The organism is uncultured Flavobacterium sp. (genome assembly GCF_951805225.1).
In the GTDB taxonomy this organism is placed as follows: domain Bacteria; phylum Bacteroidota; class Bacteroidia; order Flavobacteriales; family Flavobacteriaceae; genus Flavobacterium.
Map to the genome: position 1 here is coordinate 1945942 of NZ_OX638201.1, position 13235 is coordinate 1959176.

Consider the following 13235-nt stretch of genomic DNA (forward strand, 5'->3'; position numbering starts at 1 on the left):
GGTTTTGGACTCTATTTAGAGATATACAAACAAGCATTTTAGTTTTAAGAATGTGCCTAGGTGAGGTGTATCATTTTATCTTTATAAGTTTTTTTAGTCTTAAAATAAAAAAACATTAAAAAAATTATGGATAAGTTAATCCTTAAGAAGACAGAAAGCAAAGAACTGATTTTCAAAAAGATAAAGTTAAAAACTCTATTCTCCGATTCCCGATAAAAACGTTAAACATTGTTGCATTTTATAACTTGAAACATCTTGTTTATTTTGCAACACCACTAAAATCAAATTTATTTTGTAAATAAACATTTTTATAGGAAAGTCATTTTTTAAGAAAAAATTAAGACAAAGTCAGAGTATGACTAGAAAGAGCTAAACATTGATAACATTAAAAAATCATTAGAAATGGGCTTTCTTCCATAAATAAAAATTGATTTACTAATATTATTTTTTACATTTGCGCTATTTTTATTTATTCTAAATAGGTAATTTAAAGAGAGATTATTTCAATTAGGAAAATAAAAATGAAAAGAAATTCACACAAAAATATCTCAATATGAAAAAGAACCTCCTTCTTTCTTTCGCATTAGTTGCCACTTTGTTTGTTAATGCTCAGCAAAAAAACACATTATTAGAAGCTTCATTTTGGAAAACTGCTCCGGATGTAACAACTGTTCAGGCAGAAATTGCCAAAGGAAACAGCGCTTCTGAAGCCAATGTAAATGCATTTGATGTTACAACTCTTGCTATCAATAATGATGCGCCGCTGGCAACCATAAAATTCTTATTGGATCAACCCGGAAATCCGTTAAATAAAATGACGCACGACAATCGTATTTATTTACACTGGGCGGCATACAGAGGAAATATTGACTTGACTCAATACCTGATTACAAAAGGTTCTGATGTTAATCTTGAAGACAGCCACGGTACTACTCCACTTGCTTTTGCAGCTTCTAACGGACAAACGAATCCGGCACTTTATGAGCTATTCTTCAAAGCAGGAATCGATCCGAAGAAAAAATATACTGATGGTTCAACTCTATTATTAATGGCAATTCCTGCAGATAAAGATCTTGTCTTAACAGATTATCTTATCACAAAAGGATTGTCTCTTAAAGATACTGATACTAAAGGAAGTACAGCATTTGATTATGCTGCAAGAACTGGAAATATCGCGCTGTTAAAAAAATTACTAGACAAGAAAGTAAAATATACAGACAACGCACTTTTGATTGCAAGCCAAGGAAACCGTAGAGAAACAACTTCGCTTGACGCCTATAAATTTTTAGTTGAAGAAGTAAAAATAAAAGCTACAGCCACAAATAAATCCGGAGAAAACGTATTACATTTTCTAGCAACAAAACCAAATCAGAAAGATATTATCGCTTACTTTCTGGCAAAAGGTGTTGACGTAAATAAAGCAAACAACGAAGGAAATACACCTTTTATGCTTGCTGCCGGAGCCAGAGAAAATGGTGCATTAGAACAATTATTAGCAACAGCTAAAAATGTAAATCTGCAAAATACAAAAGGAGAATCAGCTTTGACAATTGCTGTAAAATCAGGAACTTCAGAAGCAGTTTCGGCACTTTTAGCAAAAGGCGCAGACGTTAAAATAATTGATAAAGACGGAAACAATTTAGGCGTTTATTTAGTACAATCTTTCAGACCGGGACCAAAACAAGAATCTTTTGATGCTAAAGTAAAATTACTTCAGGAAAAAGGATTAGATCTTGCTGCCGCTCAAAAAGACGGAAGTACTTTATATCATTTTGCTGTTGCGAAAAACGACTTATCTTTGCTTAAAAAATTAGCCGATTTAAAAATTGATGTTAATGCTAAAAACAAAGACGGAATGACAGCGCTTCACAAAGCTGCAATGATTGCAAAAGACGATGCGATCTTAAAATATCTAATTTCGATTGGCGCTAAAAAAGACATTACAACAGAATTTGACGAAAGTGCTTATGCTTTAGCAAAAGAAAACGAGTCATTGACAAAAAACAATGTTTCTATTGATTTTTTAAAATAGCCTTAAAAGTTATGAATTATGAGTTATGAACTTTTAGTTAAAAACATAAGATCAACTCACAATTCATAACTCACATTTTACATTTTACATTTTACATTTTACATTTCACATTTCACAATTTATAATTAACAATTTATAATTCATAACTATATGAAAATATTCAAAATAGCCCTTACAGCTTCATTAATCTGCCTAATTTCATTTCAGGCTTCGGCTCAAAGCAAATACAAATGTATGCTTCAAATGGCAAATTATATGGGAGAAGGCGCTTATATCGTAGTTTCTCTAATTAATCCAAGTGGAGAATACGAAAAAACACTTTACGTAATGGGCGATGATAAAAAATGGTACAAATCATTAAAAGAATGGAATAAATTTCAAGCTCAGAAACATGAAGATATCAGCGCAAAAACCGGAGCATCTGTAACTGGTGGAGATCGCAGCATTACAACAATAGAAATTGAAGATTCTAAAATCAACAAAGGATATAAATTAAGATTTGAATCAGCAGTAGAAGATCAAAAATACCATGTAAATGACGTTGAAATTCCACTAACAACCGAAGGTCTTGCTGACAAAACAGAAGGAAAAGGTTATATAAGATATGTGAGATTAAACAAGATTTAATACTTTATTATCATAAGCTTTGTCAAAGTTTTGAACTTTGACAAAGCTAAAAACCCATTTTGATTACCTTTTAGCTTACACTCCATGACTCTTTCTTTTTGGCGTTACACACACTTAGCTTTCGCTTTGTTTTCTTCTTTATTTTTACTGCTGGCATCCGTTACGGGTATTATTTTGGCCATAGATGCCGTTCAGGAAAAAACAAATCCATACAAAGTAGAAAATTTTAATTCCATAACTTTAGGAGAAACATTACCCGCTTTAAAAAAGTCATATTCTGAAATTACAGAGTTAAGCGTCGATTACAATCAATTTGTAACACTTCAGGCAATTGATCAGGACGGAAACGATATCAATGCCTACATCAATCCTAAAACTGGTAAAGCTTTAGGAAAACCAGTAAAGAAAAGCGAATTCATACAATGGGTAACCAGCCTGCATCGTTCCTTGTTTCTTCATGAAACGGGACGTTTTTTTGTTGGAGTAATTTCATTTTTATTAGTATTAATTTCGATTTCAGGTTTTGCACTTGTACTTAACAGACAAAGGGGAATTCGCAATTTCTTTTCGAAAGTAATAAAAGAATACTTTGCACAATATTATCACGTTGTTTTGGGAAGATTAGCTTTAATCCCAATTCTGATTATTGCACTTACCGGAACTTATTTATCACTCGAAAGATTTAATTTTTTCATGGGTGAAAAGAAAGAAAAGCAAAAAACAGAAACTTTAGCGCCAACCCAAAAAGGTGCAGAAATAAATATATTCAAAACGACACTTTTATCAGATGTCAAAAAAATCGAATTTCCTTTTACAGACGATCCCGAAGAATATTATATCATCGAATTAAAAGACAGAGAAATTGAAGTTAATCAGGTTACAGGCGCTGTAATTACAGAGAAACGTTCGCCAATGACCGTTCAATTTGCTGATTTAAGCCTTGATCTTCACACAGGAAGAATAAACGGAATTTGGGCTGTAATTCTTGCTATTGCCTGCGTTAATATTCTCTTTTTTATCTATTCTGGTTTTGCAATTACTTTAAAAAGAAGGTCAAGCCGAATTAAAAATAAATTTAATGCCAACGAAAGTAAATATATTTTACTGGCAGGTTCTGAAAACGGAAGTACTTTACGTTTTGCAAATGCAATTCAGAAACAATTAATTGATCGTGGCGAAAAAGCTCACATTGCTCAATTAAATCAATATAAAGTTTTTCCAAAAGCAGAACACATTATTGTGTTTTCTTCGACTCACGGATTGGGAGATGCGCCATCTAACGGAAATAAATTTTTATCTCTTTTAAAGAAATACGATCAACAACAGAAAATCAAATTTTCGGTAGTAGGTTTTGGTTCGAAAGCTTATCCGGATTTTTGTGGTTTTGCAGTAGAAATTGATCAGCTTTTGGCTACTCAAAATTGGGCAGAACGCTTTCTGGAATTACAAACCGTAAACGATAAATCGGCAGAAGAATTTGTAGAGTGGATTAAACTTTGGAGTGCCAAAACAGAAATTCCATTATCGACAACGCCTTCATTATACAATCACGCACCAAAAGGTTTATCAAAACTTATGGTTTTAGATAAAACATTGGTTTCAGAATTCGAACAAACCTTTCTCGTTACATTACGCGCCAATATGAGAACCAAATTTACTTCTGGAGACTTGTTGGCTATTTATCCCGCAAATGATACAAGAGAACGTCTTTATTCAATTGGAAATCATACCGGAAATATTCAATTGGTCGTAAAATTACATCCACACGGATTAGGTTCCGGATTTCTGAATAATCTTGAACCCGGAAATACAATTAAAGCCAGAATAATCAATAATGGAGCTTTTCATTTTCCGAAAAAAACTTCAAAAGTAGCCTTAATTTCTAACGGAACTGGTATTGCGCCTTTTCTGGGAATGATCGAACAAAACAAGAAAAAGATCGAAACTCATTTATATTCCGGTTTCCGAATGGAGACTGAAATGGTTGTAGGATATAAAAAGTTCACATCAGAAATGATCGAAAAGAAACAACTGCATAATTTTCATTTGGCTTTATCACGCGAATCAAATCAGTTTTATGTAATGGATTTAATCAAACGTGATGCTGACTTTTTCACTGATTTATTACAACAAAACGGAGTAATTATGATTTGCGGTTCTCTTGCAATGCAAAAAGATGTTGAGTCAATTTTGGATAATTTGTGTCTCGCAAAAAAGATGAAATCAATTTCTGAATATAAAGAAAATGGTCAATTATTGACGGATTGTTATTAGTTTCAAATTGTGCCGTTAGGTACAAAAGGTCGGTAGAAAAAACACGAATTGAAACACATTTAGCGTGCCGTAGGTACGCAATAGGAATCATTTTGTTGCGTACCTACGGCACGCTAACGAATTTGCAACATAATAACTAACAATATTTTGTACCTAAAGGCACATTTCTAATCTTAATAAAAAGGTTCTAAAATGATTTTTCATGAATAAATCAATCCTATATAAACTTCTATTTCTTTCCATACTAATATCTGGATTATCCGCAAACGCACAAGTTCTCCGCAAAAGAACAACGCTTCTTATGGGCGGACGTTTTGATATTACAATTGTTGCTAATGATTCGCTTGAAGCGGAAAAAAATATAGATATCGTTATTGCCGAAATTACAAGAATTGAAAACCTAATCTCAGATTGGAAATCAGACTCACAGGTTTCTGAAGTAAATCAAAATGCCGGAATTCGTCCTGTAAAAGTAGATCGTGAGGTTTTTGAATTAACGCAAAGAGCAATTAAATTTTCTCAAGCTACAAAAGGCGGATTTGACGTTAGTTTTGCCGCAATGGACCGAATCTGGAAATTTGACGGATCAATGACCGAAATGCCTTCGGCGGAAGCCATAAAAAAATCAGTAGAAAAAGTCGGTTACAAAAACATCATTCTGGATAGTGCACAATCGACTATTTTTTTAAAACTAAAAGGAATGAAAATTGGTTTTGGCGCTTTAGGCGAAGGATATGCAACCGATAAATGTCGCGCCATGATGATAGCAAAAGGCATAAAAGCCGGCATTATAAACGGTTCTGGTGATATGAGTACGTGGGGAAAACAACCAAACGGAAATCCGTGGAAAATTGGAATCACAAATCCATTTAATCCTGATAAACTTCTGGCTACAATTCCGTTAGAACAACATGCAATAACGACTTCCGGCAGTTATGAAAAGTTTGTTATTTTTAATGGCGTACGATATTCCCACATTATAAATCCTGCAACAGGTTATCCCGCAACCGGATTATGCAGCGTAACAGTTCTTGGTCCTGATGCCGAAACTGCAAATGGTTTAAGTACTTCGCTTATGGTTTTAGGACAAAAAGAAGGTCTTATTTTGCTTCAAAAATATCCTGATTATAGTTGTTTGATGATTACGGATAATGGTAAAGTCGTGAAATCAAAAAACTTCAAGATTAAGAAGTTTAAAGCTAAACTTTAATATAACACGCTGGATTATCTTTGTCGAATTCCTTGTGATGGATGGATTAAAATCCATCCCTACAATATAGTTCGTTCCTCTGGAACTCTGCATAAAATTCCGCAGGAATGATTTATCTTGTAGCAAAGGATTTTAATCCCTTGAAACGCAACGTAACCCCAATATTTGTCATTGCGAGGAACGAAGCAACCACACTAACAAAAATTACTTATTGAATTCAGCAATTGAGATTGCTTCGTTCCTCGCAAAGACCAATCTTTGTCGAGTTTTTAGTGTGATTTACTTCGGCTGTTCGCTATCGCTTCGGTCTCGCTCCTCCTTTTTCAGAACGAAACAAACCATAAAAAAAACGCCCCATTTCTGAGGCGCTCTTCCAATTTAGTCATGTTTTAATTAATGGTGATCATCGTGCGAATGATTCTGATCCCTGTCTTTGTTTGGATGATCCTTTTTTGAATTTCCTTTATGATCGTCTTTATCTTTTTTATTATGATAATCTTTGTTGTTTTTTTCCGGTTTATTACCTCTGTTTTTCTGAGGTTTTCCGTGGTATCCTTTTGGATAATTAGCTCTGTGTTTATTATGATAAGTATAAGGAGAATCTCCTCTATAATCATTTAAAACTACTTTATAACCTCCATACAAATCATATTGTCTGTATTTTGAAGGCAATCTATTCTCGCGAATCCATCTGCCGTTATTGTCGTAAATAAACTGACTTTGTACAACATCATAATAAATATCGATGTCCGGTAAATAGTAATATCTACTATTGTCATAACCTTGTGGTCCCCAATTTGGAGGTGTACCAATATTTACGTTTACTGAAACTTGTGCCTGTGCAAAAATGCTCATCAAGAGTATTAATGCGAATCCTATTTTTTTCATTGTTGTGGTATTTAAGTATTATTTGATTTAATACAAAGCTAAAGTAGTGCCAATTATTTACCTTTCTCCTATTCATTATACGAAAACACGATACCAATCGACGAATAGCACTTCTTAATCGATATATAATTATAACAAAAAACGCCTCAATATTGAGGCGTTTTTCATATTAACAATTACAATTAAACAGTGAGGACAAAGGTTATTTCCATCCACCACCTAAAGCACGGTACAAATCAACAACGGCTTGTAATTTTTGTAAATTATCATTTACACCACTCAATTGAGCTGCTAAAAGGTTTTGTTCTGATGTTAATACATCTGTATAATTAGTAGCAGAACTATATTCTAAAAGTTGTTGCGTAAAATCAACTGCTTTTTCAAGAGCTTCGATTTGTTTCTCTCTTGAGTCTTCTTTGGCTACAGCCATTTCGTAAGCATAAAGAGCGTTCGAAACTTCCTGACCAGCAACTAACAAACTTTGCTGAAAAGTATTGAAAGCCTGAACTTGTCTTGATTGCGCATTTGTTAATCTTTCTCTATTAAGTCCTTGATTAAAAATTGGTTGTGTTAATCCTCCAATTATCGAATAAAATATAGACTGATCAAAGAAATTCTTCAATTGCAAAGTCGATAAACCACCACTTGCTGTAAGCGTTAAACTTGGATAAAAATAAGTTCTTGCCAAGTTAGTCGTCTCAAAAGCAGTTCTGAAATTAAATTCAGCCTGACGAACATCCGGACGATTTTCTAACAATTGAGCAGGTAAACCTATTGCAATTTTTTCAGGAATTACCTGATCTCCTAAAACGCCTCTTTCTATTGGTCCTGACGCTTGCCCTAATAAAATATTAAGTGCATTTTCAGTCTCACGAATACTTCTTTTTAAATCTGGAATCAAAACTTCGGCTGCATGTTGATTGGCTTCACTTTGCACAACAGACGCTCCTGTTACAATTGCTCCTTCTTTTAAAGCTTTGATAACTTCTACATTTTTAATACGACTTTCTAATGTTGCCTGCGTAATTTCTAATTGTTTATCATACGCCAACAATAAAAAGTAATTGTTTGCAATATCAGAAATTAATTGTGTTTGTACAGCTTGTTTTGCAGCATCTGTAGAAAGATATGTTGCCAAAGCCGCTCTTTTGGAACTGCTTAATTTTCCCCAAATATCAGCTTCCCAAGACGTACTAAAACCCATTTTATAGGTTGTAGTTAACGTATTGATATTGATTCCTGCCGGAAAGTTTAATGCCGCTTTAGATTGCTTATTACGTGTTGCATTAGCATCAAAATCTAAAGTTGGATAATACCCTAATTTTGTCTGACGTAAAGTAGCACGCGCCTGCACGATATTCTCAATCGCATTTTTTAAATTCAGATTCTGGTCTAATCCTTTTTGAATTAAAGCATTTAGTTTTTGATCTTTAAAAACAGTTTGCCAAGGCATATTAGCGATCGTAGTCGAATCAGTAGAAGTCTGATCTCTGTATAAATTATCTGTCGATAATGTTTTGGGACGTTCGTATTTTTTAGTAACGCAGGCACTCAAAAGAGTGGCTGCAATTACTATCATTATATATTTATTTGAACTATGAGTCATCTTTGTATTAATTAAATTATTACTCTTTATGAGCTTCGATCAGTTGCACATCTTCATCATCTTCGTCGTCATAACCGTCTTTTGCCGGACCACTAAGTTTTTCCTGTAAAGTCTGGAAAATGATAAACAATACCGGAATAACAAATACTCCTAATATAGTTCCAATCAACATTCCTCCTACGGCTCCTGTACCAATCGATTTATTTCCAACAGCTCCAGCTCCCGAAGCAAACATCAAAGGAACAAGTCCTAAAATGAAGGCAAACGAAGTCATTAAAATTGGTCTTAAACGTGCTACAGATCCTTCGACTGCGGCTTGCACAATTGGCATTCCTTTTCGCCTTCTTTCTAAGGCAAATTCAACAATCAAAATACCGTTCTTCGCCAGCAATCCAATCAACATGATTAAGGAAATCTGCAAGTAAATATTACTGTTTAATTTGAATATAATCGAAAACAAATAAGCTCCTGCAAGTCCAAACGGAATCGATAATAATACGGCAAATGGCAATATATAACTCTCATATTGTGCACTTAACAAGAAGTAAACAAACACAAGACATAATATAAAGATGAATATTGTTTCACTTCCCGAAGCTAATTCCTCACGCGTTAATCCTGAGAATTCATATCCATAACCTGCCGGAAGTTCTTGCGCTGCAACTTCCTGAATCGCTTTAATTGCATCTCCGGAACTAAATCCCGGATTTGGCGCTCCTGTAATAGCGATAGAGGTAAATAAGTTAAATCTCGAAATGGATTCCGGTCCAAAAACTCTGGTCATTTTTACAAACTCTGTAATTGGAGCCATTGTTCCTGAGCTATTTCTAACAAAGATTTTATTCAAACCTTCTGTATTTGTACGGAATTCCGGAGAAGCCTGCACCATAACACGATATTGTTTTCCGAATTTATTGAAATTCGAAGCATACAATCCTCCGTAATATCCTTGCATTGTCGACAAAATAGTATTCACCGGAACTCCTGCATCTTTAGCTTTAGCTAAATTAATTTCCATCATATATTGCGGGAAACCAGGATTAAATGGCGTTGTCGCATATTGTATTTCCGGCCGTTTTGATAACTTTTCTAAGAATTCAGTATTAACCTTAAAGAATTCCTGAGTTGTATGTCCTCCTTTATCCTGCAACTGAAATTCGAATCCACCACTTTGTCCAAATCCTGAAATTGTTGGAGGTGAAATAAAGAAGATATTAGCTTCACGAATTCCGCTTGTTTTGGCAAAAAGCTGACCAATTACATCATTAACACTTAGATCACGTTTTTCCCACGTATCCATTTTTATAATAACCATACTGTAAGCACTTCCTGCTCCTGCTGTAAAGTTTTGTCCAACAATACGCAATGTATTTTTAACGCCTGGAATCGTTTTGGCAATACTGTCTACTTTCTTGGCAACTACATCAGAACGTTCCATAGAAGCTGATGGCGGTAAACTGATATTCGCAAAAACAGTTCCTAAATCTTCCGCCGGAACGAAAGCTGATGGCGTGGTTTTCATCATATAAAATAATGACGAACCTGCAAAAATAATCGCTGCTAAAACAATCCATTTTTTTACCGAAAGAAATTGAACTGAACGTTTATACCTGCCAGTTACGTTATCAAAAGCAACGTTAAACGAAGTATAAAATCTTTGAATAAAACTACTATGTTTGTGATCGTCAGCATGTGGTTTTAAAAGTAAAGCACACAATGCCGGACTTAAAGTCAATGCGTTAATTGCCGAAAGGATAATCGCAACCGCTAATGTGATACCAAATTGCTTGTAGAAAACTCCTGTAGATCCATTAATAAAAGTTACCGGAATAAATACGGCAGCCATTACAAGTGTGATCGAAATAATCGCACCCGAAATTTCATCCATCGCATCAATTGTAGCTTTCTTAGACGATTTATAGCCGTGATCCAGTTTGGCATGCACCGCCTCGACGACGACAATCGCATCATCGACGACAATACCAATCGCCAGAACCATTGCAAAAAGCGTCAATAAGTTAATGGTAAATCCAAATAAATTCAGAAAGAAGAACGTTCCTACAATCGCAACCGGAACCGCAATTGCCGGAATCAAAGTTGATCTAAAATCCTGAAGGAAAATAAATACTACGATAAAAACCAATATAAAAGCTTCAATTAAAGTATGAATTACCTTTTCGATAGAAGCATCCAAATTTTCGTTAACATCAACAAGAGTTGTATATTTTACTCCTTTCGGGAAAGTTTTTGCAGCTTCTTCAATTAGCTTTTTAGAATTGATAATTACATCACGTGCATTAGATCCCGGAGTCTGGCTAATTGCCAAAGCTGTCGATTCAATACCATTTGTTTTAGTAGTTGAAGCATAACTTAAAGAACCCAACTCAACTTTTGCAACATCTTTAAGACGCAACATTTGTCCGTTTCCAACAGATTTGATGATGATATCACCAAATTCCTTTGCACTTGTTAAACGACCTTTATATTTAATTACATATTGAAAAGCCTGATTTCCGTTCTCACCAAATTTACCTGGCGCTGCTTCGATATTTTGTTCAGCCAAAGCTGCCGAAATATCACTTGGAATCAATTTGTATTGTTGCATTACGTCCGGTCTCAACCAGATTCTCATCGAGTAATCGTTTGCACCAAAAACAGTTACATCTCCTACTCCAACTACACGCTGAATTTGTGGAACAAGGTTGATCTTAGCATAATTTTGAAGGAAAGTCTGACTATAAGCATTTCCATCACTATATAAAGAGAAAATCAACAAGTTACTACTTTGACTCTTCGTCACCGTTACCCCAGCCTGAGTTACCTCTACCGGTAATAAACTGGTTGCTCTCGAAACCCTGTTCTGAACATTTACCGCTGCTAAATCAGGATTTGTACCTACTTTAAAGTAGATTTTTATAGACGCATTTCCGTCATTTGTTGCTGTAGAAGTCATGTAAGTCATGTTTTCTACACCATTAATTTGCTCTTCCAACGGAATTACAATACTTTTCAAAACCACGTCAGCATTGGCTCCGGTATAACTTGCGGAGACATTTACTGTTGGCGGAGCAATATCAGGATATTGAGAAATAGGCAGCTCAACAAGTCCTAAAATCCCTAAAATGACAATAATAACAGATATTACCGTCGAAAGAACAGGTCTTTGTATGAATATTTTAAACATTTTTTTTCTTATTTTAAGTCAGCATAAACTTCTCCCTGACTTTGATTTTTAGGTTTGATTTCGCTTCCGTCCTTCAACGCTGCAACTCCTTCTAATACAATTTGATCTCCGGTTTTTAAACCTTCGGTTACAACATAATAATTCCCTGCGCTATTTTCTAAAACTTTGATAGCGACATTTTTAGTTTTACCGTCTTTTCCAACTGTAACAGCAAACATTTTATCCTGAAGTTCAAAAGTGGCACTTTGCGGAATCAATAGTTTTTGATCTACGTCTTGCGGAATTTTTACTGTAGCACTGCTTCCGCTTCTGATAATTCCTTTTGGATTAGGAAAACGAGCTCTAAAAGTAACCGAACCTGTTTCTGTATTAATTAATCCGTTTACCGTTTCAACATATCCTTTTTCACTGTAAGTTGAACCATCAGAAAGTAATAATGAAACCGCTGGCATTTTCTTAATCAACTGAGCAAGTGAACTTCCTTCAGCAGCAGTTTGAGTAAAGTTTAAAAGCATTTTTTCATTCAATGCAAAATAAGCATAAACGTTACCAATGCTTGAAACTGTTGTCAAAGGTTCTGTTGTGTTTGAGTCAACTAAACTTCCTAAACGAAACGGAATCGAACCTACAACACCGTTAACAGGACTTGTTACAGTTGTATATCCCAAATTAGTTTTAGCATTTACTAAACTTGCATTTGCCTGTGCTAATGTTGCTACAGCTGATTCGTAAGTATATTGTGCCGATTCTAAATCGTATTTACTGATAATTCCTTTTTCGACCAATGGTCTTACTTTATTTACAGCCAGTTTTGCTGCACTTAAACTTGCCTGAGCGCTCTTTATACTTGCACTTGCTGTACGAACTTCCTGCTCATATTCTGGCGCGCTAATTTTGAATAAAGGCTGTCCAACTTTTACAACAGCACCTTCATCAACAAAGATTTTATCTATATAACCTTCAACCCTTGGACGAATTTCGATATTTTGCTGTCCTTGAATAGTTGCCGGAAAATCAGTATATAAAGTTGCTGATTTAGGTTCTAAAGTCAGCGTTTTATACTCTTTAACTTGTGGTGCGCCGCCAGCCTGAGCCGATTTGTCATTTTTATTTCCGCATGAAGCGATGATAACTGACGCAGCAATAATGCTTAAAAAAGATTGCTTATTCATTTTGATGAATTATGAGATTATCTACTTATTAAGGAACAAAAGAACTAAAACTGTTCAAGCAAAATTTTTGAAATAGACGGAAGCCTTGGCACAATCGATAGATATGCGATAAGAACCGATAAAGGTTGAATCGCTGAAAAATCTTAATTTTGGCGGGCGCTCATCGGTTCTAAAATGGTTTTTATGGACTGTAATTACATTTTGAGCGATTGGTTCTATATCGAATGCAAATAAAATGTAAT

At 34.7% G+C, this 13235-nt stretch carries 8 protein-coding genes; 4 read left to right on the forward strand and 4 right to left on the reverse strand.

Annotation, left to right across the window (positions count from 1 at the left end):
• Window positions 1-553 precede the first annotated feature (553 nt).
• The 4 genes from WN975_RS08115 to WN975_RS08130 all read left to right on the forward strand — a co-directional run bounded on the left by WN975_RS08115 (window position 554) and on the right by WN975_RS08130 (window position 6143).
• Complete coding sequence (locus tag WN975_RS08115; protein WP_337966085.1) at window positions 554-2032, forward strand: ankyrin repeat domain-containing protein; 1479 nt, start codon at window positions 554-556, stop codon at window positions 2030-2032.
• 150 nt (window positions 2033-2182) lie between these two features.
• Entirely contained in the window at window positions 2183-2659 is a 477-nt protein-coding gene (locus WN975_RS08120) for a DUF2271 domain-containing protein (protein ID WP_337966086.1), read from the forward strand.
• An 84-nt stretch (window positions 2660-2743) separates the two neighbouring features.
• Entirely contained in the window at window positions 2744-4933 is a 2190-nt protein-coding gene (locus tag WN975_RS08125) for a PepSY domain-containing protein (protein WP_337966087.1), read from the forward strand.
• Between the two features lie 202 nt (window positions 4934-5135).
• Window positions 5136-6143, forward strand: coding sequence for an FAD:protein FMN transferase (locus WN975_RS08130; RefSeq protein WP_337966088.1), 1008 nt, complete (start codon window positions 5136-5138; stop codon window positions 6141-6143).
• Between the two features lie 393 nt (window positions 6144-6536).
• Here WN975_RS08130 and WN975_RS08135 read toward each other — a convergent pair whose 3' ends face one another.
• The 4 genes from WN975_RS08135 to WN975_RS08150 all read right to left on the reverse strand — a co-directional run bounded on the left by WN975_RS08135 (window position 6537) and on the right by WN975_RS08150 (window position 12993).
• Entirely contained in the window at window positions 6537-7031 is a 495-nt protein-coding gene (locus WN975_RS08135) for a hypothetical protein (protein WP_337966089.1), read from the reverse strand.
• Between the two features lie 202 nt (window positions 7032-7233).
• On the reverse strand, window positions 7234-8610 hold the full coding sequence (locus tag WN975_RS08140) for an efflux transporter outer membrane subunit (protein WP_338140815.1): 1377 nt from the start codon (window positions 8608-8610) through the stop codon (window positions 7234-7236).
• 46 nt (window positions 8611-8656) lie between these two features.
• Entirely contained in the window at window positions 8657-11821 is a 3165-nt protein-coding gene (locus WN975_RS08145; protein WP_337966091.1) for an efflux RND transporter permease subunit, read from the reverse strand.
• 8 nt (window positions 11822-11829) lie between these two features.
• Window positions 11830-12993: an efflux RND transporter periplasmic adaptor subunit gene (locus WN975_RS08150; RefSeq protein WP_337966092.1), complete on the reverse strand. Its 1164-nt coding sequence runs from the start codon at window positions 12991-12993 to the stop codon at window positions 11830-11832.
• Between the last annotated feature and the right edge of the window lie 242 nt (window positions 12994-13235).

Excerpts from the sequence above, each read along its gene's own strand:
- WN975_RS08115 (WP_337966085.1), top strand. The coding sequence starts at position 554 with ATGAAAAAGAACCTCCTTCTTTCTTTCGCATTAGTTGCCACTTTGTTT.
- WN975_RS08120 (WP_337966086.1), top strand. The coding sequence starts at position 2,183 with ATGAAAATATTCAAAATAGCCCTTACAGCTTCATTAATCTGCCTAATT.
- WN975_RS08125 (WP_337966087.1), top strand. The coding sequence starts at position 2,744 with ATGACTCTTTCTTTTTGGCGTTACACACACTTAGCTTTCGCTTTGTTT.
- WN975_RS08130 (WP_337966088.1), top strand. The coding sequence starts at position 5,136 with ATGAATAAATCAATCCTATATAAACTTCTATTTCTTTCCATACTAATA.
- WN975_RS08135 (WP_337966089.1), bottom strand. The coding sequence starts at position 7,031 with ATGAAAAAAATAGGATTCGCATTAATACTCTTGATGAGCATTTTTGCA.
- WN975_RS08140 (WP_338140815.1), bottom strand. The coding sequence starts at position 8,610 with ATGATAGTAATTGCAGCCACTCTTTTGAGTGCCTGCGTTACTAAAAAA.
- WN975_RS08145 (WP_337966091.1), bottom strand. The coding sequence starts at position 11,821 with ATGTTTAAAATATTCATACAAAGACCTGTTCTTTCGACGGTAATATCT.
- WN975_RS08150 (WP_337966092.1), bottom strand. The coding sequence starts at position 12,993 with ATGAATAAGCAATCTTTTTTAAGCATTATTGCTGCGTCAGTTATCATC.